The following is a 23,952-nucleotide window of genomic DNA, read 5'->3' on the forward strand; positions in this document are numbered from 1 at the left end:
CTTCCTTACCAGAAGAAATGACTCATAAACCCGCCCTTACCCATTGGTGGGCTTAAATCGTAACCCCCGTCTGGTTAACATCATTACTCACCACCAAGCGCAACTGATTCAACTCATAAGTCGTGAACCCGCCGCTACTGCTACTGGCAAACCCTAACCCGGATAAATTAGCACTAATGCTATCCCCCCCATTACCCGTCACCGTCAGAGTGCGGAACCCAGCGCCAGATGTACTTTCCGAGACCAGATGCAACAGAGAAGCATAATCGAGAGTGAGGCTATTATTGCCCGTACCCGTCAGGTTAATCGTCTCGAATCCCGTAATCTGGGTATTATCAGCAGCACTGGTCAGAGACAGAGCCATCCCCGCACCACTGAACGTCAAGGTATCATTACCCAAACCCCCATCTAGGCGGTTAAAACTGGTGTTCGCAATCTGCAACTGGTCATTCCCCGCACCACCATAGAGCAGCGCGTTGGTAAAGCCGCCATCACTGAGGACATCATCACCTTGAGCGCCCACCAGAGCCTCGCCATTGGCAGTAGCGGTGAGGTTATCCGCACCAGTAGTCCCCGTCTGGGTAATGGCCGCCGTAAAGTCGCCCCCAAACACCACATAGCTGCGACCGGAATTACTACCATTGGGGTCAGCACCCCATGCCCCAACAATCAGGTCATCCAAGCCATCCCCATTCACATCTCCGGCTGAGGATACGGAAAAACCGGAGCGGTCAAAACCCACCTCGCCATTGATAGCAAAGCCTCCTGTGCCAGAGGTAATAGCGCTCAAGTTAACTGTCGTGCCAGAGGTTTTGCCAAACACCACATAGCTGCGACCGGAATAACTACCATTGGGGTCAGCACCATTTGCCCCAACAATCAGGTCATCCAAGCCATCCCCATTCACATCTCCGGCTGAGGATACGGAAAAACCGGAGCGGTCAAAACCCACCTCGCCATTGATAGCAAAGCCTCCTGTGCCAGAGGTAATAGCGCTCAAGTTAACTGTCGTGCCAGAGGTTTTGCCAAACACCACATAGCTGCGACCGGAATAACTACCATTGGGGTCAGCACCATTTGCCCCAACAATCAGGTCATCCAAGCCATCCCCATTCACATCTCCGGCTGAGGATACGGAACGACCGGAGAAGTCATCACCCGCCTCACCATTGATAGCAAAGCCTCCCGTGCCAATAGCGCTCAAGTTAACTATCGCGCCATTGGTTTTGCCAAACACCACATAGCTGCGACCGGAAAAACTACCATTGGGGTTAGCAAGATAAGCCCCAACAATCAGGTCATCCAAGCCATCCCCATTCACATCTCCGGCTGAGGATACGGAACGACCGGAGAAGTCAAAACCTGCCTCACCATTGATGGCAAAGCCTCCTGTGCCAGAGGTAATAGCGCTCAAGTTGACTGTCGTGCCAGAGGTTTTGCCAAACACCACATAGCTGCGACCGGAACTACTACCATTGGGGTCAGCACCATAAGCCCCAACAATCAGGTCATCCAAGCCATCCCCATTCACATCTCCGGCTGAGGATACGGAAATACCGGAGTAGTCACCACCTGCCTCACCATTGATGGCAAAGCCTCCCGTGCCAGAGGTAATAGCGCTCAAGTTGACTGTCGTGCCAGAGGTTTTGCCGAACACCACATAGCTGCGACCGGAATAACTACCATTGGGGTCAGCATCCCGTGCCCCAACAATCAGGTCATCCAAGCCATCCCCATTCACATCTCCGGCTGAGGATACGGAAAAACCGGAGCGGTCACCACCTGCCTCGCCATTGATAGCAAAGCCTCCTGTGCCAGAGGTAATAGCGCTCAAGTTAACTGTCGTGCCAGAGGTTTTGCCAAACACCACATAGCTGCGACCGGAATAACTACCATTGGGGTCAGCACCATTTGCCCCAACAATCAGGTCATCCAAGCCATCCCCATTCACATCTCCGGCTGAGGATACGGAAATACCGGAGAAGTCACTACCCGCCTCACCATTGATGGCAAAGCCTCCTGTGCCCACGGGTATACTGGTCTGGGTCGTAATGCTATTCAACTGCACTTGCGAGACCACCGTTACACTAGCAGTGCCCGTGTCGGTTCCCCCATTCCCATCGTCTACCGTGTAGTCAAAAGTAGCCGTACCCGTAAAGTTGGCATTCGCTTGGAACGTAATTGTGGTTCCATTTAAGGACACCGTGCCATTGGTGGCATTGGAGACTGCCGTAATCGTCAGGGGATCTCCATTCGGGTCAGTGTCGTTGGCTAGGAGGTTGGCTGTATTTATCTCCAGAGGGGAGCGCAGGAGTACCGAGTCAGCTACCGTGTCATCAGTTGCCACTGGCGGTTGATTCGGCGTTGTCGCTATTATCCCCGTCTGGTTAACATCATTACTCACCACCAAGCGCAACTGATTCAACTCATAAGTCGTGAACCCGCCGCTAATGCTGGTAGTAAAGCCTAAACCAGATAAGTCGGCACTAATGGTATCTCCAGCATTACCCGTCACCGTCAGAGTGCGGAACCCAGCGCCAGATGTACTTTCTGAGACCAAATGCAACACAGAAGCATAATCGAGAGTCAGGCTATTATTGCCCGTACCCGTCAGGTTAATCGTCTCGAATCCCGTAATCTGGGTATTATCAGCAGCACTGGTCAGAGACAGAGCCATCCCCGCACCACTGAACGTCAGGGTATCATTACCCAAACCCCCATCTAGGCGGTTAAAACTGGTGTTCGCAATCTGCAACTGGTCATTCCCCGCACCACCATAGAGCAGCACATCGGTAAAGCCGCCATCACTGAGGACATCATTACCTTCACCCCCCACCAGAGCCTCGCCATTGGCAGTAGCGGTGAGGTTATCCGCACCAGTAGTCCCCGTCTGGGTAATGGCGGCCGTAAAGTTGCCCCCAAACACCACATAGCTGCGACCGGAATCACTATTACCATTGGGGTCAGCAAGATAAGCCCCAACAATCAGGTCATCCAAGCCATCCCCATTCACATCTCCGGCTGAGGATACGGAACGACCGGAGCGGTCAAAACCCACCTCACCATTGATGGCAAAGCCTCCCGTGCCAGAGGTAATAGCGCTCAAGTCAACTGTCGTGCCAGAAGTTTTGCCGAACACCACATAGCTGCGACCGGAAAAACTACCATTGGGGTCAGCACCCCATGCCCCAACAATCAGGTCATCCAAGCCATCCCCATTCACATCTCCGGCTGAGGATACGGAAAAACCGGAGCGGTCATCACCCACCTCACCATTGATAGCAAAGCCTCCCGTGCCAGAGGTAATAGCGCTCAAGTCAACTGTCGTGCCATTGGCTTTACCAAACACCACATAGCTGCGACCGGAATAACCACCATTGGGGTCAGCACCCCATGCCCCAACAATCAGGTCATCCAAGCCATCCCCATTCACATCTCCGGCTGAGGATACGGAAAAACCGGAGCGGTCATCACCCACCTCACCATTGATGGCAAAGCCTCCCGTGCCAGAGGTAATATCGCTCAAGTCAACTGTCGTGCCATTGGCTTTACCAAACACCACATAGCTGCGACCGGAATTACTACCATTGGGGTCAGCACCATAAGCCCCAACAATCAGGTCATCCAAGCCATCCCCATTCACATCTCCGGCTGAGGATACGGAAAAACCGGAGCGGTCATCACCCGCCTCACCATTGATGGCAAAGCCTCCCGTGCCAGAGGTAATATCGCTCAAGTCAACTGTCGTGCCATTGGCTTTACCAAACACCACATAGCTGCGACCGGAATTACTACCATTGGGGTCAGCACCATCAGCCCCAACAATCAGGTCATCCAAGCCATCCCCATTCACATCTCCGGCTGAGGATACGGAAAAACCGGAGCGGTCATCACCCGCCTCACCATTGAGGGCAAAGCCTCCCGTGCCAGAGGTAATATCGCTCAGGTTGACCGTCGTGCCATTGGCTTTACCAAACACCACATAGCTGCGACCGGAATAACTACCATTGGGGTCAGCACCTAGTGCCCCAACAATCAGGTCATCCAAGCCATCCCCATTCACATCTCCGGCTGAGGATACGGAAAAACCGGAGCGGTCAAAACCCACCTCGCCATTGATAGCAAAGCCTCCCGTGCCAGAGGTAATAGCGCTCAAGTTGACTGTCGTGCCATTGGCTTTACCAAACACCACATAGCTGCGACCGGAATAACTACCATTGGGGTCAGCAGCATAAGCCCCAACAATCAGGTCATCCAAGCCATCCCCATTCACATCTCCGGCTGAGGATACGGAAAAACCGGAGCGGTCATAACCCACCTCGCCATTGATGGCAAAGCCTCCCGTGCCCACGGGTATATTGGTCTGGGTCGTAATGCTATTCAACTGCACTTGCGAGACCACCGTTACGCTGGCAGTGCCCGTGTCGGTTCCCCCATTGCCATCGTCTACCGTGTAGTCAAACGTCGCCGTACCGCTAAAGTTGGCATTCGCCTGGAACGTAATTGTGGTTCCAGTTAAGGACACCGTGCCATTGGTGGCATTGGAGACTGCCGTAATCGTCAGGGGATCTCCATTCGGGTCAGTGTCGTTGGCTAGGAGGTTGGCTGTATTTATCTCCAGGGAGGAGCGCAGGAGTACCGAGTCAGCTACCGTGTCATCAGTTGCCACTGGCGGTTGATTTTCAACAACATCATTGACAGCAATAGTCAACGTCTTATCAAAAGTCAACCCACTACTATCGGTTGTCCGCACCGTAATGTTATGGCTGGTGTTAGTCTCGAAGTCAAGCAGAGTGCCATCAGCCACTTGCACTTGATTACCCACAATCTTAAAGCGTCCCCCCGCATTATCGGTGAGGCTATAGGTATGAGTATCGCCTGTATCGGGGTCGGTGGTTGATAGGTCGCCCACTACCGTATTATTGGCACTATTCTCATCGACCGTATTGGCACTGATGGCAATATCGGTAGGGGTTTCATTAACATCATCCAGGTTAATGGTGAAAGTCTTGTTAAACGTTAGACCCCCACTATCCTTTGTCTGCACCGTAATGTTATGACTGGTGTTGGTCTCGAAGTCAAGTAAACTCCCATCAGCCACTTGCACTTGACTACCCACTATCTTAAAGCGTCCCCCCGCATTATCCGTGAGGCTATAGGTATGAGTATCGCCTGTATCGGGGTCGGTGGTGGATAGGTTGCCGACTGCTGTGCCATTGGCACTGTTTTCATCTACACTGTTGGCACTGATGGCAATATCGGTAGGGGTTTCATTAACATCATCCAGGTTAATGGTGAAAGTCTTGTTAAACGTTAGACCCCCACTATCCTTTGTCTGCACCGTAATGTTATGACTGGTGTTGGTCTCGAAGTCAAGTAAACTCCCATCAGCCACTTGTACCTGGCTACCCACTATCTTAAAGCGTCCCCCCGCATTATCGGTGAGGCTATAGGTATGAGTATCGCCTGTATCGGGGTCGGTGGTGGATAGGTTGCCGACTGCTGTGCCATTGGCGCTGTTCTCATCTACACTGTTGGCACTGAGGGCAATATCGGTGGGAGCTTGATTTTCATTAACGTTATTGAGGTTAATGGTGAAAGTCTTGTTAAACGTTAGACCCCCACTATCCTTTGTCTGCACCGTAATGTTATGACTGGTGTTGGTCTCGAAGTCAAGTAAACTCCCATCAGCCACTTGCACTTGACTACCCACTATCTTAAAGCGTCCCCCCGCATTATCGGTGAGGCTATAGGTATGAGTATCGCCTGTATCGGGGTCGGTGGTGGATAGGTTGCCGACTGCTGTGCCATTGGCGCTGTTCTCATCTACACTGTTGGCACTGATGGCAATATCGGTAGGGGTTTCATTGACTCCATTGACAGCAATAGTCAACGTCTTATCAAACGTCAACCCACTACTATCGGTTGTCCGCACCGTAATGTTATGACTGGTGTTGGTCTCGAAGTCAAGTAAACTCCCATCAGCCACTTGTACTTGATTACCCACTATCTTAAAGCGTCCCCCCGCATTATCCGTGAGGCTATAGGTATGAGTATCGCCTGTATCGGGGTCGGTGGTGGATAGGTTGCCGACTGCTGTGCCATTGGCACTGTTTTCATCTACACTGTTGGCACTGATGGCAATATCGGTAGGGGTTTCATTAACATCATCCAGGTTAATGGTGAAAGTCTTGTTAAACGTTAGACCCCCACTATCCTTTGTCTGCACCGTAATGTTATGACTGGTGTTGGTCTCGAAGTCAAGTAAACTCCCATCAGCCACTTGTACCTGGCTACCCACTATCTTAAAGCGTCCCCCCGCATTATCGGTGAGGCTATAGGTATGAGTATCGCCTGTATCGGGGTCGGTGGTGGATAGGTTGCCGACTGCTGTGCCATTGGCGCTGTTCTCATCTACACTGTTGGCACTGAGGGCAATATCGGTGGGAGCTTGATTTTCATTAACGTTATTGAGGTTAATGGTGAAAGTCTTGTTAAACGTTAGACCCCCACTATCCTTTGTCTGCTTAGTCCAATATAATCTTCGTTACAATTAAAGTCAGTAATCCAATCAGCATCGCTCAGGAGCGCTCCCCCCGTCTTAATGCCAAGCACAAAGATATCATTTCCTGCTCCCCCTGTCAGGGTATCCGAGCCTAAGTCTCCATAGAGAAGATCATTACCTAAGTCTCCATAGAGGCGATCGTTTTCTTGTCCTCCGCGAACGGTGTCATTTCCTTGACCCCCATGGAGGGTATCATTACCTAGGTTGCCGTTGAGAAAGTCCTCTCCTTGATCGCCGCAGAGGAAGTCATTACCTAAGTCTCCATAGAGTTCATCATTTCCCGTTTCCCCATAAACAGCGTCATTATTTTGACCGCCGCGAGCCTTATCATTGTTGGCTCCAGAGAAAATAATGTCATCCCCTTGATTGCCGTTCAGGAAATCATCTCCAGCTAGAGCCTGAATAATATCATTTCCCGGTAGACCTTGGATAAGATCGGCTAGGGGAGTACCGTTGAGAATATCGTTATTGACTGTTCCGGACATTTTCACCTCACTAGACTACTTGCTTTGTGGCGCATCTTGTGTCGAAATCATAGGCTTTATTCCCTAGATTAACACTAGAAATTGAAAAACAGGGTTTTTCAACTTCTAACGAACCAACCCTATTCCTCATCCACAGTTTCCGGTGTTCGTTGTAAGTATTGGAAAATCAGTTCTGCCGCCAGTTCATTCCCGGCAATATTCCAGTGAGTATCATTGGGTTTATAGAGGGTTTCCAGTTCTGAATAGCCTTGAAAGTAGGGCAGAAGGTCGAGGAAATCAATTTCTGCTTGCGTGAGTTCTTCTTGTAGATATTGATTGGGTAAGCTAAAGTCAAAATTTTCTAGAGTCATCTGTTTGGAATCCATCACTTTAGCTTGTAGATTGGGGTTAATTTGCAGTTCATCAGGAATAATAATCACCAATAATTCAATATTTTGGCGATCGCACAATTCTTTAATTTCTTTTAAATAGGTCATAGATCCCCGTATTCTCTCCTGCAATTTAGAATTATCCACTTTAAACAAATTGCTTCTAGCGATTTCAATTTTCAGATATTTATCATCCGTTAGAGTCGGCTGATTATCCTGATATTCCTGGTTCCCATGAATCACGTTGCCTTCATAGCTATTCTGAAGATCGATTATGAATTTGAAAAATGACAAAACATAAGAATAAGACCAAATACTGCGTTTTGAATCTTCAAAATCATTACCAATGAAAAAACTGAGGATGACTCGATCCGGATTCAAAGCTAATCCTTCCTTCACCAGGAGCGCCAGATAATCTTTTGGGGAAAGTTTAGGAATTCCCATATTAATAATTTCGAGTTGATAACCCCGTTCTTTTAATTTTTCTTCTAAGCGAGTATAGTAGTTATAATCATAGGGAACGACACCGTATGCAAAAGAGTCTCCCATACCCAAAATTCTTAGGGTGTTCGGATCTTTTTCTACTTGAAATTCTACATCTTTGAAGCCTTGAGAATTCAAGCGAAAGTTATATTCAGGAGCTAAGGGTTTACCCCGAAATCGATTATAGGAATTATCATGAAAAATAAAACTGGGATTGAAGTAATTGTAAATTCTGAAGGTGATTTCTGTGAATCCTAGAGAAATCAAGAGAATTAAGCAGAGGTTAGTCAATGTTTGACTGGCTTTCTTGAATTGCATTAGTTTGAAAAAAATACCCCTATCAGGATAACATGCTTCAATCCCTTAAAAATGCTAGGCTGGCAGAAAATAACTATTGATTTCAGCTCCTGTGGTTCCCGGCGCAAATTGGATCTTTTGGCTGTTAGTTTCCGGTTCTGGAGTCGGTTCGGGTGTGGGTTCGGGTTCGGTTTCGGGTTCAGGTATGGGTTCCGGTGTCGGTTCGGGTTCCGGTGTCGGTTCCGGTGTCGGTTCCGGTGTCGGTTCGGCTTCCGGTGTGGATTCCGGTTCCGGTGTCGGTTCGGGTTCGGTTTCGGGTTCGGGTTCGGGTTCGAGTTCTGGTTCCACAGGAAGATTCAACTGTTCAATTTCCAGTTGATAATCGGTTTCCGGTAAACCTCTTAGAGGAGTAACAATAATGGCATATTCCCCAGAGACAGGAAACTCTCCTTCCCATAAGGAAATATCCCTAGCGCGATCGTCGATCGCCTCTCCTTCGGGAGTCATCAGCGTCATCAACACCCCATCCCCAGAGATAAACATCGAAAATTGCTCCCCACCTTGAGCAGAAATCAGATAATAGCGAACTTCATTAGATTTGAGCGATCCGGTCACCGTCTTGACTTCCCCTGGTTCAACCGTTAACTGTTCCTGATAGGTGACGGGTACACTAGGCGGTTTAGGGGTTTGGATGGGAGTGGGAGCAGAAGATGGGGATAGAGGGGGTAAAGGGGATAGAGACGGTGAAGGAAATGGAGACACGAATGGAGAGTCGCTCCCAGCATCAGTCCCAGGATTAACCGTTTCCACCTGATCCTGACTTAACCAAGCGCTCACCACCATCCAAGAGGTTATCCCAGCCACCAAAGCAACGATCGCCGCAATCATCCATATTTTGTCAGTAGAAACCGGTTCTGGGAGATGGGGGGATGGGGGGATGGGGGGATGGGGGGATCGACTGTTCCCCATCAGTGCCTGGGTTTGCAACTGAGACAAAGGAGGGGGAACCGTCGCACCGCCGAGAGCTTGTAAAATTTGATCGGCACTGGGCAGGCGATCGCCGGGTTGCTCTGCTAACATACGCTGCAAAACCTGGATAAACTGGGGACTGAGGGTAGAAGTCGGTAATCTCCAACTCAGGGTGTGCGGATCGAACAATTCCCCCGGTTCCTTCCCCGTCAATAGCACCAACACCGTCACCCCTAGGGCATAAAAATCACTACTGGGATAGGCTAAACCCATCTGAATTTGTTCCCTTGGGGCATATCCCACCTTACCCACCGTTGTCGGCACAGTTCCAGTTTGATTACATAATTCTGTCGCCAGTTCTTTAACCACGCCAAAATCGATCAAAACGGGCAACCCATCCCGTTGTCGCCACATAATATTATCCGGGGAAATATCGCGGTGAATGACTCCTTGGGAATGGAGATAATCTAAAACCGGCAACACTTGAGTAAGAAATCCCTTAACCTGATCCTCGGAAAACACCTGTCCTTGTGCTTTCCTCTCATCGAGCAGGGTACGATAGGACTTGCCATCGACATAATCTTGCACCAAAAACAAGCGCCCCTCTTCCTCAAAATTGGCTCTAAACTGGGGCACTTGAGGATGTTGTAGTTTATAGAGAATCGTGGCTTCCCGTTGAAAGAGTTCCTGTGCTTTCTGTAACCCCTCGCTATTTCTAGCATTAGGGACAAACTCCTTGATCGCGCACAGCTCATTAAAGCGCCCCAAATCTTCTGCCAAGTAGGTACAACCAAACCCTCCTTGACCCAGAAGTTTCACTAACCGATAGCGACGTTGTAGAATCAAGCCCAAGGGTGATGACATGGCAGACCTTCCTACTCACAACTGAAAACCGGATCTGGCGATCGCAGTCTTTGATCTCGTTTCATCCTAACTTTAACCAATCCCGATAGTTTTTATCCGGCTGACAATAGAGATCAACTATAAGCTGAGGATTGTGGCACAGACAAGCATCAACCATCTTCCTAAGAGATCTTTACAGTTAATCGACTACTAATCGACTACCTTTATGCATCCATTTCGCATCCCTTCAAAAATGCGTGCAATCACAGTATGTTTTTCTTGAGTCAAGATGGGTTCTGATTGTAGGGTACGCAGGAGCAGTTGCTGATCTAAGGGTGAGATGCGTCCACGGACAAAAATTTGGGCTAGGACTTGCTCTAGGGTGAACTCGGAAAAAATGGCTTCAGCAGGCATAGGATGGGGTTGAACTCTATCGTTTCAGTGTCTCCCTAAAACCCTTTTCTCGCCGTGATGTCCCCCCATTGTACCGGTGATTTACTGAAGAGTGGCTTGGTGATCGAGATCCTTCTATGGAGGATTCTGGGCAAATTTACCGCAGTCGATAGGGAACTTCTAACCCATGGTCAATCATCGTTTGGGTATTGGCCATGATATCTGCTGTTGGCCCATCGGCGATCAGGTGGCCGGAGTCGATCAGGAGGGTGCGGGAGGTGACTTCCAGGATTAAGTCTAGATCGTGGGAAGAGATGAGGAGGGTTTGTGGGGAATTTTGTAGGAAGTGAATTAAACGTCGTCGCGATCGCAAATCCAGATTAGCGCTCGGTTCATCATAAACGATCGCTTGGGGATGCATAGATAACACTGAGGCGATCGCCACCATCCGCTTTTGTCCTCCCGATAAATGATGGGGAGGGCGATCGGCTAAGTCAGTGACTCCAGTTAAGTCTAACGCCTTTTGGGTACGGGATATGACCTCATCAGGAGACAGGCCCATATTGTCCGGGCCAAAGGCCACATCATCCCACACCGAAGCGGAAAAGAGCTGATCGCTAGGATTTTGAAACACTAAGCCTATTTCTGGCCGAAACTGCCCTACCTCAACCGGTTCACCCCAGAGTTGAATCTTACCGCTCGTGGGTGATAACACTCCACACAAACACAAAAATAGCGTCGTTTTTCCGGCTCCATTGGGGCCAATTAACCCCACCCGTTCCCCCTCTCGAATGGTAAAATTCAGATTTTGCAGGACATTGGGTTGATCGGGATAAGAAAAATGCAGATTAGAAACGGCGATCGCGATCGTCTGGTCAGTCTCCAAGGCTTGAGTCATCATCCAATTCAAAATTTGGGTAATGGGTAATAGTTTATCTCTTTGCTCCCATCTCCCCATCTCCCCATCCCCCCATTCCCCCATTCCCCCACTCCCCCACTCCCCCACTCCCCCATCTCCCCATCTGATCTATGATCTTCACATTCTCTTGCCGATAATATCCTAACCAAGCCTATGACTCTACGCTGGAATTCCTTTTCTAGTTTGCTCAGTACAACCCTCTTGGTTGCCCTCAATTGGGGATGCACGCCCCAAACTCCCCAAAACTCTTCTGCTTCTCCTGCTGCAAAAACCATGCCTTTTGTAGCGGTGACTCAGATTGTCGAACATCCTGCCCTTGATGCTACCCGTGATGGCATACAGGATGAGCTAAAGGCAGCCGGGTATACGGCTGGAGAGACCTTAACCTGGAAATGGGAGAGCGCCCAAGGATCGCCTGCGACTGCGGCCCAAATTGCTTCGGCATTTGTGGCAGAAAAACCGGATGTGATTGTGGCGATCGCCACCCCATCTGCCCAAGCTGCTGTTTCTGCCAGTTCCGATATTCCGGTGATTTTTAGCGCGGTTACCGATCCAGTAGGGGCAAAATTAGTCGAAAAACTCGATCAACCTGGCGGTTTAGTAACGGGAGTCACTGACCTCTCTCCCATTGAAAATCATGTGTCCTTAATCCAAGAAATTAATCCCAATCTCAAGACGATTGGGGTGATTTATAATGCTGGAGAGGTGAACGCAGTCTCCTTAGTGAATTTACTCAAAGAACAAGCCCAAGCCAAGGGGTTATCCGTGGCAGAAGCAACCGTTGCTAACTCTAGTGGTGTGGCGACGGCTGCCCAAAGTTTAGTCGGCAAAGCGGATGTAATTTATGTGCCCACTGATAATACGGTGGTTTCAGCCCTAGAATCGGTGCTTCAAGTAGGAATTGATAATAAAATTGGTGTTTATTCTGGGGATACAGATTCCGTAGAGCGGGGAGCGATCGCCAGTTTAGGATTTGATTATTATGATGTGGGGCGACAAACGGGTAAACAAGTGATCCGGGTTTTGCAAGGGGAATCTCCTGGCGATATCTCCGTAGAATCGGTCGATACCCTCAACCTCTATGTTAACCCCAAAGCGGCTGAAGCCATGGGTGTAACCCTTCCCCAATCGATCCTCGATCGCGCTGATACAATCGTGGAAGCTCAAGAGCAACCCACTGATTAAATGGTTTCGGCTGTCGCCGACATGACAACACTATCATTGCTAATTGTTAATTATGACTGTTACTGCCCTCCTAGGAGCGATTGAACTCGGTTTACTCTATAGTCTCGTTGGTTTAGGTGTTTATCTCTCGTTCCGTATCCTAGATTTTCCCGATTTAACGGTTGATGGCAGTTTTCCCCTAGGAGGAGCTGTAGCAGCGACTTTAATGGTTAATGGAATTCATCCTCTCATGGCTACAGCAGTGGCGATCGCTGCTGGCGCAATTTCTGGAGCTTGCACCGCTTGGTTAACCGTACAATTTAAGATCCTCAATCTCCTCTCTAGCATTCTCACCATGATCGCCCTCTATTCCCTCAATCTGCGGATCATGGGTCGCCCCAATGTACCCCTTTTGGGGGAAGTCACCCTCTTTAGTCCCCTGAATCGCCTTTCTTTGCCCCGTCAAGTGGTCATTCCGGTGATTTTGGTTCTAATTGTCATTTTGGTCAAAGTCTCCCTAGATGCCCTTTTAGCCACCCAATGGGGCTTGGCCCTACGAGCCACGGGAGCCAATCCCACCATGGCCCGGGCCCAAGGGGTGGATACTGGCATCATGATCGTGATTGGTATGGCCTTAAGTAATGCCTTAGTCGCCTTTGGGGGGGCGCTCTTTGCCCAGATCTACGGGTTTGCCGATGTTACCTTGGGGGTGGGAACGATTGTATTGGGACTAGCGGCTGTGATTATTGGGGAAACCTTTACCCCTGGAAAAACGGTATTTCAAGGCACATTGGGCGTAATTGTAGGGGCACTGCTGTATCGGTTGGCGATCGCTATAGCTCTCAATGCTAATTTTATTGGACTTCAGGCCCAAGACTTAAATCTGGTTACCGCGTTATTAGTGGCGATCGCCCTCATTTTACCCCAAACCCCCCTCAAACCCTGGTTTAAACAGCGACTGAGCAAAACCCGATCTGGGTAACTCCTTTTACTGCTCCATTGAATTAGACTTTCCCCCCTGATGAGCCAATCTCAGAGGTAAAATGATTGTAAATGTCGTCCCTTCACCCAGTTCAGAAACCACCCTTAACTCTCCCCCATGTTGCTTGGTAATAATTTGATAACTGGTCGATAATCCTAATCCGGTTCCTTTCCCTACCGCTTTAGTGGTAAAAAAGGGATCGAATATTTTGTGCAGAATATTGGCAGGAATGCCCACACCATTATCTTGTATAGTAATCTCAACTTCTCGATCGCTCCTCATTTGAGTGTCAATTGCAATCCAAGGATCGCCAATTGATTCAGTATTTAAAGCTTCTTCAAGAGCATCAATACTATTTCTAAATAAGTTCATAAACACTTGATTCAATTGTCCTGGATAACACTCTACAGGTGGGATCTCTCCATATTGGGTTTTCACTTCAATTTCTAGCTCACTCAAGCGAGGATGCAGTAAGGCCAAAGTGCTTTTCAGTTGCTCATGTAAATCGATCGTTTTTTCTTCAGATTCATCCAAATGAGAAAAGGAACGCAAGTGTTGGATAATCTCTTTGATTCTTTGCGTCCCTTTGTGCATGGACTCGAATAATTTAGGTAAATCATCTGCCAGAAAATCCAGCTCTATCTCTTCTTCTTTTTGGGCGATTTCCCAGGAATAATCAGGATATTTTTTTTGATATACTTTAAGCAAATCTAATAGATCTTCTAAATATTCTTGGGCATGAACCAGATTGCCATGAATAAAATTCACCGGATTATTAATTTCATGGGCCATTCCGGCAACTAACTGACCCAGAGAGGACATTTTTTCCGTGTGAATTAACTGGGCTTGGGTCTTTTTTAGGGTCATTAGAGTATCTTCTAACTCTTGGGCGCGATCGCGCAGTTCTGTGGTGCGTTCTGCCACCCGATGTTCTAACTGTTCAAAAGAGGTACTCAATTGCTGTGCCATCTTTTGGAAAGATTGAGCTAAAATGGCGACTTCTTTAATCCAACTCGTTTCGATCGGTTCCTCAAACTCTCCTTTGGCCAAGGATTGAGAGGTTTTACTCAACCGTGAAAGAGGATAAATAATCCACTTTGCCGCTAACATGCCCAGTAAAATAGCAATCCCTAATGCAGCCAAACATAATAAAATTGTTGTTCGGGTATTTTGATGAATTTGACTCATAAAATCCCGTTCTGGAACCACCACAAATAATAACCAATCTAACCCATTTTTATCAGAGATGGGCGTAACTTGAACAAATTCACGTTCCCCATTGAAAAGATAACTAAACTGGGTTTGTTCTCTAATATTTTCTAAGGAGCCTAACTGCTTCAGAAACTCTTCACTGGTGACGCGAATACTAGGAATTTTGCTCTCTAGCACGGGTAAACGTTCGGGTTCTTCTTGTCCCTTGGCAGGAATAAAGGGTTTTTCGTCTGTTGAAGAGGCAATCAGTAAACCGGAACGTTCGACAATAAAACTGGTTCCTGCTTTTAAGATCGGGACTTGTTGTAAAAATTCATTGATTTCTGCTAAAACAAAATCAACGGCTAAAACGCCTTGCAAATTGCCCTCGTCATCGTAAATGGGTTGGGTTGCTGAAATTCCGACCTTCAAATCGGGAAAGAAAATATAAACCTCACTCCATCCTGGCTTGCCTAATTTTACGGCATCTTGATACCAAGAACGAAGACGGGGGTCATAATTAGGAGCCTGATTAATCATTTGCTGACGGTTGGCAAAATCATCGGTACTAAAAACCTGAAAATCGCCACGTTTAAGCTCCTTTGTGGCTTCAATCATTAATTGGTTTTCTTCCCTGCCTGCTCCAATATATCCTCCAGTTTTTTCCGTTCCAAAATAAATATATTGGGTACTAGGAAAGGTTTTTAACTGTTGCCAAAATCGTTTTTCCATTTGCTGGGGATGAGCTAAAGATAAATCGCCTAAGCGTAAGGATTCTGCATTCAGTTGATTGATTTGGGAGGGTATTTCTACATAGTTACTCAGATACAGATCGATGCGATCGCTAATTTCAATGCAGAGTTGATCCGCTAGATCCTGAACCGCTTTTTGGCCATTGCGAAAAGAAAGCCATCCCACTAAACTAACCACGGCTAACATTTGTAACATAAAGAGCAGCACTAATACAGCTCTTAAAGAAATCGTTTTTTTGGCTACAGTCATTGATCGAGTTAATCACATATCACGAAAGATTTTAAGGGTTGAGGGCATTCACTAGCACTAAACCCCTGGTTTTTGCAGACACTGAATCTACCGTTCGGGTGGCATTCCAGAGATCTTCGGCGGTTACCCAAACGGGAGGATACTTATACCGGGCGACATCAAGAATTAAGAAGCGATCGCTCTGCTGATGATAAGCTGCCACTGGGGAAATATGGCCCCCTAATTCCTGTTCAATGGACTTTCGCAGATAATTGACTAACACAAAGTTCTCTCGCTGTTGTAAATTGTCCACGACTAACTGACGAAATTTTTCCAAACTCAGATCGCCACCATGATAAACTTCGGTGTTCAGGGAATAACGAGTCAAAAATGCACCTAACTCTTCTAGCGTCATGCCTTGTCTGGCGATCGTTTCTTGAGTGATGACTTCATCGGTTTTAGCATTAAAAATGTTGTCTTGTGTAAACATCTGCCGACCATATTCTGGGGCATCGGGGGCTTCAATGCCCAAAGCATTCAACACCATAACCATACTCGCCACACCACAAAAGGCTTGATTTTGCTGGGTTTCAAAGTGAATACTTAAAGGGAGATAATCTTGCCTAGCGCGACTTTCAATTAAGAAGGCTTCCCCAACAGATGAATCAAACTCAATGAGCCGTTCAGCAATGGGCAGGGTTTGGGCAAGGGTTCTGCTACTGAGCAGAATCAGCGCGAATATCAATAGAGAGGGTAGTTTCCGGGACATGATTCTAAGGTGGCGACGATCGACTGATCTTCATTAAACCGGAAAAATAAAACAGTTACTTAAATAGGCACAATCGTGTTATGCTAGAGCGCAGACCCGGACTTATGCGATTAGAACGCCCAAACCTTGTCAGGACCGGAAGGTAGCAGCAATACGGGATGCTTGTAATAGGCGTAAACTCCGGGTCACCCCGTTTCAGAAGAGGTTTCAGAGATGCCAGGTCTAGGAGATTTCGTTAAGAAAGCATTCTATATGGGAGTTGGGGTGGCATCCTATGCAGGGGAAAAGGCTGGAGAGGCGATCGCCGATCTGCGTCCCCAAGCCCAAAAATTAGCCAATGAAATGGTAGAGCGCGGGGAAATCACAGCCGAAGAAGCGCGGCGCATGGTAGAAGAAATTGTTAATCGCGCTCAACAGCAGGTGAATGAGCAAGGAACCGAATCTAATGCACCAGAAACGCCAAAAGAACCTCGTCGCATCGAAATTTTAGATGATGATGAGCCAGAAATACCGACAGATGAAGTTCAAGTCAGCCAACTGCGAGATCAAGTTAATCAACTGAAAGAGGAACTTAAGCGTCTTCAGCGAGAATAAGTGGGCTATGGAAGATTGGGAAAAAGAATGGCAGAATCTCTGTGAAAGCTTTACTACTGGAGTTGAGCAATTTTTTAGGGAAGTTGAGGAAGAGCTAGAAGAGTGGGTTGGTGAGATGGCAGAAATCACCCTTGAGATTGCAGAAACCCTGGACGATCTGCTGTTTCGGGATCTAGAAGCCTACTTAAATGAATGGTTAGATCCGGTGCAACCCTCCCCCCTAGAGTCTAGGGAAAGGGAAGAGGATCAGTTTTACAATCCTTTTGGGGATCTAGAGGAATTCTCGGTCAACCCTGAAGATCAAGCTTGTGTGGGATGTCGTCATTACCATGGACAAGTTTATGGGGGCAATTTGTTGGTTTGTGGAATGCATCCTTACGGGCCAGAAGATTCTTCTTGTCGAGACTGGGAAGGAAGGGAAGATCGTTAATAGATTCATGAACTTTCTAGAGTTTTACAGGAGGACGGTTCAACCCTAGTTTCTCGGATAATCTTGATCCCTCCTCCCAGGACAATCATTGCGATGATTAATCCCATGATTAAGTCGGGGAAACGGGAATGGAGAAGAGCGACGAGAATACCTGCAATTACTACACCGAGATTGGCAATTACATCATTACTTAAAAATATCCAACTGGCTCGCATATGAATATCTTGATGACGGTGTTTAGCCATCAAAAATAGACAGAAAATATTAGCGATCGCGGATAACAGGGCGATCGCGATCATTAAACTAGATTCGGGTTGAACCCCAAAGAAGAATCGCTTCAACACATTGACTAAAGCGAAACTTGCTAAGGTGATCTGAAATATGCCGCTATACAAAGCTGCACGGTTTTTTTTCCCTTTATTTTTGCCGATCGCATAGAAGGAAATCCCAAAAACAGCAGCATCAGCAAAATTATCCAGGGAGTCAGCTACCAGGGCCGTTGATCGGGCAATAATACCGGCAATCATGACGACCAAAAACATCAGAGCATTAACAGTAAGTAAGACAGTTAAAACCTGGCGCTGTGCTTTATTTTTCGCCTCAAATTGACATCCACACTCGCCCATAGTCTCTCCTCAATAGCCATAATTACTTATTCAAGTTCTCTAGGATCATTCTTAAAGAATTATTTCATTCAGGTCAAACTCAAGCCTTTGAGTTTTACGCTTAATCTTAGTTGAAATCTTACCACAACGGAGATAACCCATGAAGCTTGCTTACTGGATGTATGCTGGCCCAGCTCATATTGGCACACTTCGCATTGCCAGTTCGTTTAAGAATGTCCATGCGATTATGCACGCTCCCCTTGGTGATGACTATTTTAATGTCATGCGATCGATGTTGGAGCGAGAGCGGGACTATACTCCGGTAACGGCTAGTGTAGTGGATCGGCATGTGTTAGCCAGAGGTTCTCAAGAAAAAGTGGTGAATAATATTGTCCGCAAGGATAAAGAAGAGCATCCCGATCTGATTGTTCTGACTCCGACTTGTACCTCTAGCATTCTGCAAGAAGATTTAGAGAATTTTGTGGAACGAGCCACCTTAGATGCACAAGCGGATGTGATGTTGGCTGATGTGAATCATTATCGGGTGAATGAGTTGCAAGCGAGCGATCGCACCCTACAGCAAGTGGTGCAATTTTACCTCAACAAGGCCAAAAAACAGGGAACGCTACCGGAAGGGAAAACAGAGAAACCTTCAGTAAATATCCTGGGAGTAACTACCCTAGGGTTTCATAATCAACATGATTGTACTGAGTTAAAGCGCCTGATGGTGGACTTGGGAATTGAAATTAATGAAGTGATTCCGGAAGGCGCATCGGTTCACAACCTAAAAAATTTAACCCGTGCTTGGTTTAATCTAGCACCCTATCGGGAAGTGGGGTTAATGACGGCTGAGTATTTAAATTCTGAGTTTGGAATGCCCTATGTAGACATTACCCCCATGGGAGTAGTAGAAACAGCTCGCTGTATCCGCAAGATCCAGCAAGTTTTGAACGAGCAAGGGGCTGATGTGAACTATGAAGATTTGATCGAACATCAAACCCTGTATGTTTCCCAAGCTGCTTGGTTTTCTCGCTCCATTGACTGTCAGAATTTAACGGGTAAAAAAGTAGTCGTGTTTGGCGATAATACCCATGCAGCAGCCATGACCAAGATTTTAGCGCGGGAAATGGGCGTGCATGTGGTTTGGTCAGGAACCTATTGCAAATATGACCAAGATTGGTTCCGGGAACAGGTGAGCGAATATTGCGATGAGGTGATTATCAGCGAGGATAATGGGGAAATTGGGGATGCGATCGCCCGTGTGGAACCGGCTGCTATTTTTGGCACACAGATGGAGCGGCATGTGGGTAAACGCTTGAATATTCCCTGTGGCGTTATTGCTGCTCCGATTCATATTCAGAATTTCCCTATTGGTTATAAACCCTTTATGGGCTATGAAGGAACGAATCAGATTGCAGATTTGGTCTATAATTCCTTTACCCTGGGTATGGAAGATCATTTGCTGGAAATCTTTGGCGGTCATGATACTAAAGAGGTGATTCACAAGGGTATTTCAGCCGATTCTGATTTGAACTGGACAAAAGAGGCAAAAGCAGAACTGAATAAGATTCCTGGCTTTGTGCGTGGTAAAGTGAAACGGAATACGGAGAAATTTGCCCGCGATCGCGGTTTGGATGAAATTACTATTGAGGTGATGTACGCTGCTAAAGAAGCGGTGGGTGCATAGGGAGATATCGACCACAAATAGCGATCGCCACCTGTACAAAGAAACCGGGTTTCTGTTATCCCTAGCAGAAACCCGGTTTCTAGATCCTATATTGTTAATTGTTCATTGTTAATTGTTATCACGTCATAATTGCACCCCCCATCAACTGCTCATAGCGCCGTTGTAGCTCTTGATTAATTAAAGGATAATTCCCCAACTCTGGATCTTCTGCAATCAAATTTTCCGCCGCTTCCCGTGCCAACATCAGAATATCTCGATCCTGGACTAAACTAGCCAGAGCAAAATCGGGTAAACCCGATTGACGAGTCCCTAAAACTTCCCCAGGGCCGCGAAATTGTAAGTCCATTTCAGCAATAAAAAAGCCATCTTGAGACTGTTCTAAAACATTTAACCGTTGGCGAGCATCAGGACTATTAGAACTACTTAATAATATACAATAGGACTTATGAGATCCTCGCCCCACTCTTCCCCGCAATTGGTGCAGTTGTGACAGTCCAAATCGTTCCGCATTTTCAATCAGCATGACCGTGGCATTCGGGACATCAACACCCACTTCAATGACTGTAGTAGAGACAATAATTTGAATTTCATTCTCCCGAAATGCCGTTAACACTTGATCTTTATCTGCCGAACTCATGCGACCATGGAGTAAACCCACTTGAAATTCAGGAAAGATAGTTTCAGAGAGATTTTTGTGTTCGGCTATAGCGGCTTTCGCGTTCAATTTATCTGATTCTTCAATTAGGGGAAAAACCACATAAGCTTGCTGCCCTTGAGCAATTTCTCGGCGCATAAGCTCATAAACTTTTTTCCGTTCTTTATGGGTTAAAGCTAGGGTTTCTATGGCTTGTCTTCCGGGAGGCAGTTCGTCAATTTGACTGACATCTAAATCCCCATGCATCGTTAACGTTAAAGTTCTGGGAATAGGCGTAGCGGTTAAACTCAAAACATGGGGAGATTCGCCTTTTTGCTGTAATAATGCCCGTTGTTCTACGCCAAACCGGTGCTGTTCATCAATCACCACTAAACCTAAACGATTGAAGTTTACCCCTTCTTGAATTAAAGCATGGGTTCCCACGAGTAAGGGCAATTCTCCGGTTTCTAAATGGGCATGAATTTCTCGGCGCTTCTTCACTTTCGTGGAGCCGGTGAGCAGTTCTACAGGTAAATGGAGACGGTTAAACCAGGTGACTAATTTACGGTAATGTTGCTCGGCTAATACTTCAGTAGGAGCCATAAGTGCGGCTTGATATCCAGACTGAATTGCAGCGAGAATTGCCATTACCGCAACAACTGTTTTTCCTGAACCGACATCCCCTTGAACTAAGCGATTCATGGCAGTGGGCGATCGCAGATCGCTTAAAATTTCATTAACCACCCGTTCTTGCGCCCCCGTCAAGGCAAACGGCAACTCCTGATAGAACTGATCGATTAATTTTCCGGTGGGCATTAAAGGAATGGCTTTCTGATTTTTCTTCTGCTGATGTCTACGCTGAAGAAATCCCACTTGCAGATAGAAAAACTCATCAAAAATTAAGCGCCTTCTAGCTTGCTCTAGGTTATCTCGATCGTTGGGAAAATGAATTTGAGTAATTGCCTGAGACAGTCCCACCAAATTATAGGGCGCTAAAATCGGTTCAGGAACTGGATCGATTAACTGTTGTGCTGTGGGTAAAACTCGCCAAATGGCTTTACGGACTATATCTGCTGTCACCCCTTCAGTTAAGGGATAAATGGGCACGATTTGGCCAACAATTAGAGAATCCAATTCTCCGGAAGACTCTAGAACTTCTAATTCTGGTTTATCTAAAGTTAGTCCATATTCATTTCTTTTCACCAAACCCGAAGCGGCAACAATCGAGCCAACGGGATAATTGCGCTTCTGGGTTTCTTGCCATCCCCGATGGGTAAAATATCCTGTAAAAAAGCGCGATACTTTTAATTGTCCGGTGGCATCTTTGAGGATAATTTCTAAGATGGTGAGTTTCTTATTGCGAGGGGAAGAAAAACAGTTAATGCGCTTCACTTCACCAATAACGGTTACAGTTTCCCCTGGTTCTAAATCGGCAATAGAAACTTGTGAGGCATAATCGGTATGGTTGCGAGGATAATAAAATAAGAGATCTCGCACGGTGTTTAAGTTCAGTTTAGCTAACTGTTGCGTATGATACACGAAAAATCCAGGAATATCAGTTAAACGGCGATCATGCTCTGTTGTCTCCGGCACTTGTTCGCGCACAGTTGCCACAGGAGCAGATTTCCGAGAAGGGGTAACTGGGGGATTCTGAAACTGCTTTTGAGCCTCTGAAAGAAACTTTCGTGCATGAGCAACGAGCTGTTGGCGCTGGGCAAACGTAAACTGGGGATAGGTTTGGAATTGCTCAGAGAATTGAGTCCACTGGCGCTTTTCCCGTGGCGAAAGGGACGCAGGAGCATTCGCAAAGCTGAGATGGAGGAACTCACTAAACCGATATTGCTTGCCTTGCAGGTCATTAAATCCGCGCTCCTGTTCTACTGTCAAGGCTTTTTGGAGTCTTTGCCAGTCGGGTTCTTGAGTCATCATCCTGAGAGGGCAGATAGGCGAGGGTAAGGCTATTCTCCATGATAGATCATTAGGGTCTAGGGGAGGAGATTTAGAAACCGGGTTTCTACCCAGGTTGAGGACACTAACGAGAAGATAACGAAGAAACCCGGTTTCTGGGTTGATAGGAAATCGATCGTTTTGTATCCTAAATATTGCTTAAACCCGCCCCTACAAAATCCATTTTTAATTTTTAATTGATTCATCTACGGTTGATAAAACCGACCCGATCGCTTATTTTTAAGGGAGTAAACCGCGATTGCGAGCAGTTTTGAGCCAATTGGGGTATTCAGTCATCAGCAGATCGTACAACTCTTGGTCGGCGATCGCCTCCGGATCTTCTACACTAAAGAAATCAGCATTATCGGTATATCGTCCCCCCAAATCATCCAAGTTTTCCAAAAACTCAAACTGACTACCACCACTCAAAAACCCTAAAAAGCCCCCACGCTTGGCTTTAGCATCTTTACTCGATTTCCCAATAGCCATAAACTGCCAGAAAATCGGCTCATAGGATGACCATTGCAACTGTTGTTCAGACTGAGCTTGATCAAAGGGTTGCCCATCAGTGACAAACATCGCATAAACCGGTATATTCGCCTTCAAAGGAGATTGGCGATTTCCTCCCCTGGCATCAGGAAAATAGGACTTTCTAATCCCTTGCAATGCAGGAGCGTAATTCGTCCCCCCTGAACCTCTATATTGATTTTGGGCTTGACCAATAAAATTATTGAAATTCTCCACCGTCATTTCCCCCATCTCCTGGGAATTTCCGGCAAAGAGGAAAATTTTAATCGCCCCATCATCATCAAACCGACAACCGAGGGCTAATATTTTCTCAGCTAACCGTTGAATCTTGCCTGAATAATACAAAGAATACATAGAACCCGACACATCTAAACAGAGGGCAACTTGCGCTTGATGGTCAGTTAAATTGGCTTTTTGCAAAGAAATATCTGCTTTTTTGACTAAATCGAATAATGCGGGCGCTTCCTTCTCCAATTTCTTCTCTAATTCAACCGCTTTTGCCCTGCGAGTCGGTTGGGGAGGTGCGGGAGGAGGAGGGGGTAGGGATGGGGCGGCTCCTTCCTGATGATATTGGTTTAAAAAGCCTTGTAAGCCAGAATTATAGCCTTGGCCCAGGGCATGAAAACGCCATTGTCCATCTTTTTGATAAATACGACCGAATTCTAGAGCTGTTTCTGAGGTAAAAGCTTCAGTTAATTGATAACGGGCTAATTCTTCCTGGGTTTGGGGATTGGAGATTGCCATAAATGCTTGCTCAATATGGGCAAAACTTTGCTTTTTTTCCACTGCTTCATGAATGGTGACCACAAACACCAGTTCCGTAATCACCGAGCTAATTTTGCTCAAATCGAGCATAAACCTCTGCCGACCTTCTCCAGAATTTTCGATTCGTTGTAGGGCGCGATCGGTAGATTGGGGATTATTATAAAAGACAAAATACTCTTCGGCTGGAATCCGGCCATTCGCCCCTAGCATAAACACGGAGCCATCAATATCGTATCCTGGCTCTGTGGCTCTCCAACCTACCTCAATCTGGATATCTTGCACTTGGGGATAGGTTTGGGACAGATTCAACCTTGCGCCTTTGGTTAGTTCGGTAGTCATGAGTTCAAGTTGGT

At 46.9% G+C, this 23,952-nt stretch carries 16 protein-coding genes and 1 other RNA gene; 6 read left to right on the top strand and 11 right to left on the bottom strand.

Translation table 11 applies throughout. The features are described 5' to 3' along the window. Window positions 1-52: 52 nt before the first annotated feature. From AC3FZD_RS05555 to AC3FZD_RS05580, 6 genes are all read right to left on the bottom strand, one after another. Complete coding sequence (locus AC3FZD_RS05555) at window positions 53-6,301, bottom strand: beta strand repeat-containing protein (protein WP_488739176.1); 6,249 nt, start codon at window positions 6,299-6,301, stop codon at window positions 53-55. 200 nt (window positions 6,302-6,501) lie between these two features. Then, window positions 6,502-7,050 (bottom strand): calcium-binding protein, encoded by a 549-nt coding sequence (locus AC3FZD_RS05560; RefSeq protein ID WP_488739177.1) that lies wholly within the window; start codon window positions 7,048-7,050, stop codon window positions 6,502-6,504. Between the two features lie 119 nt (window positions 7,051-7,169). Then, the gene (locus AC3FZD_RS05565) at window positions 7,170-8,219 is read right to left on the bottom strand and encodes an SGNH/GDSL hydrolase family protein (RefSeq protein WP_488739178.1); all 1,050 of its coding nucleotides are present in this window, start codon (window positions 8,217-8,219) and stop codon (window positions 7,170-7,172) included. 54 nt (window positions 8,220-8,273) lie between these two features. Beyond that, complete coding sequence (locus AC3FZD_RS05570) at window positions 8,274-10,031, bottom strand: protein kinase domain-containing protein (protein ID WP_488739179.1); 1,758 nt, start codon at window positions 10,029-10,031, stop codon at window positions 8,274-8,276. 189 nt (window positions 10,032-10,220) lie between these two features. Further along, on the bottom strand, window positions 10,221-10,424 hold the full coding sequence (locus tag AC3FZD_RS05575; protein ID WP_488739180.1) for a hypothetical protein: 204 nt from the start codon (window positions 10,422-10,424) through the stop codon (window positions 10,221-10,223). Window positions 10,425-10,560: 136 nt separating this feature from the next. Then, window positions 10,561-11,361 carry an energy-coupling factor ABC transporter ATP-binding protein gene (locus AC3FZD_RS05580; RefSeq protein WP_488739181.1) on the bottom strand — a complete coding sequence of 267 codons (801 nt, stop codon included), beginning with the start codon at window positions 11,359-11,361 and terminating at the stop codon, window positions 10,561-10,563. 114 nt (window positions 11,362-11,475) lie between these two features. On the opposite strand from AC3FZD_RS05580, the gene AC3FZD_RS05585 reads away from it, so the two are divergent. Both AC3FZD_RS05585 and AC3FZD_RS05590 read left to right on the top strand, forming a co-directional pair. Beyond that, entirely contained in the window at window positions 11,476-12,507 is a 1,032-nt protein-coding gene (locus tag AC3FZD_RS05585; RefSeq protein WP_488739182.1) for an ABC transporter substrate-binding protein, read from the top strand. A 52-nt stretch (window positions 12,508-12,559) separates the two neighbouring features. Continuing rightward, entirely contained in the window at window positions 12,560-13,468 is a 909-nt protein-coding gene (locus tag AC3FZD_RS05590) for an ABC transporter permease (RefSeq protein ID WP_488739183.1), read from the top strand. A 6-nt stretch (window positions 13,469-13,474) separates the two neighbouring features. Here the strand turns inward: AC3FZD_RS05590 and AC3FZD_RS05595 are convergent, their stop codons facing one another. Together AC3FZD_RS05595 and AC3FZD_RS05600 are read right to left on the bottom strand one after the other, a co-directional pair. Next, the gene (locus AC3FZD_RS05595; RefSeq protein ID WP_488739184.1) at window positions 13,475-15,661 is read right to left on the bottom strand and encodes a sensor histidine kinase; all 2,187 of its coding nucleotides are present in this window, start codon (window positions 15,659-15,661) and stop codon (window positions 13,475-13,477) included. 31 nt (window positions 15,662-15,692) lie between these two features. After that, a complete protein-coding gene (locus tag AC3FZD_RS05600) occupies window positions 15,693-16,409 on the bottom strand; it encodes a phytochelatin synthase family protein (protein ID WP_488739185.1) in 717 nt (238 codons plus the stop codon). A gap of 93 nt (window positions 16,410-16,502) precedes the next feature. Here AC3FZD_RS05600 and ffs point away from each other — a divergent pair. From ffs to AC3FZD_RS05615, 3 genes are all read left to right on the top strand, one after another. Further along, window positions 16,503-16,599, top strand: an RNA gene (gene ffs, locus AC3FZD_RS05605) — signal recognition particle sRNA small type. A 23-nt stretch (window positions 16,600-16,622) separates the two neighbouring features. After that, entirely contained in the window at window positions 16,623-17,003 is a 381-nt protein-coding gene (locus AC3FZD_RS05610; RefSeq protein WP_488739186.1) for a phasin family protein, read from the top strand. Between the two features lie 7 nt (window positions 17,004-17,010). Then, the gene (locus tag AC3FZD_RS05615) at window positions 17,011-17,433 is read left to right on the top strand and encodes a hypothetical protein (protein ID WP_488739187.1); all 423 of its coding nucleotides are present in this window, start codon (window positions 17,011-17,013) and stop codon (window positions 17,431-17,433) included. Between the two features lie 5 nt (window positions 17,434-17,438). Here the strand turns inward: AC3FZD_RS05615 and AC3FZD_RS05620 are convergent, their stop codons facing one another. Continuing rightward, on the bottom strand, window positions 17,439-18,059 hold the full coding sequence (locus tag AC3FZD_RS05620; RefSeq protein ID WP_488739188.1) for a cation efflux transmembrane domain-containing protein: 621 nt from the start codon (window positions 18,057-18,059) through the stop codon (window positions 17,439-17,441). Between the two features lie 139 nt (window positions 18,060-18,198). Between AC3FZD_RS05620 and bchB the strand changes: the two genes are divergently transcribed. Continuing rightward, a complete protein-coding gene (bchB, locus tag AC3FZD_RS05625; RefSeq protein ID WP_488739189.1) occupies window positions 18,199-19,725 on the top strand; it encodes a ferredoxin:protochlorophyllide reductase (ATP-dependent) subunit B in 1,527 nt (508 codons plus the stop codon). A gap of 118 nt (window positions 19,726-19,843) precedes the next feature. Here the strand turns inward: bchB and recG are convergent, their stop codons facing one another. Together recG and AC3FZD_RS05635 are read right to left on the bottom strand one after the other, a co-directional pair. Beyond that, entirely contained in the window at window positions 19,844-22,288 is a 2,445-nt protein-coding gene (recG, locus tag AC3FZD_RS05630; RefSeq protein WP_488739190.1) for an ATP-dependent DNA helicase RecG, read from the bottom strand. A gap of 258 nt (window positions 22,289-22,546) precedes the next feature. Beyond that, window positions 22,547-23,938, bottom strand: a complete 1,392-nt coding sequence (locus AC3FZD_RS05635; RefSeq protein WP_488739191.1) for a TerD family protein — start codon at window positions 23,936-23,938, stop codon at window positions 22,547-22,549. Window positions 23,939-23,952 lie beyond the last annotated feature (14 nt).

Source organism: Roseofilum sp. KMC-1, assembly GCF_057802075.1.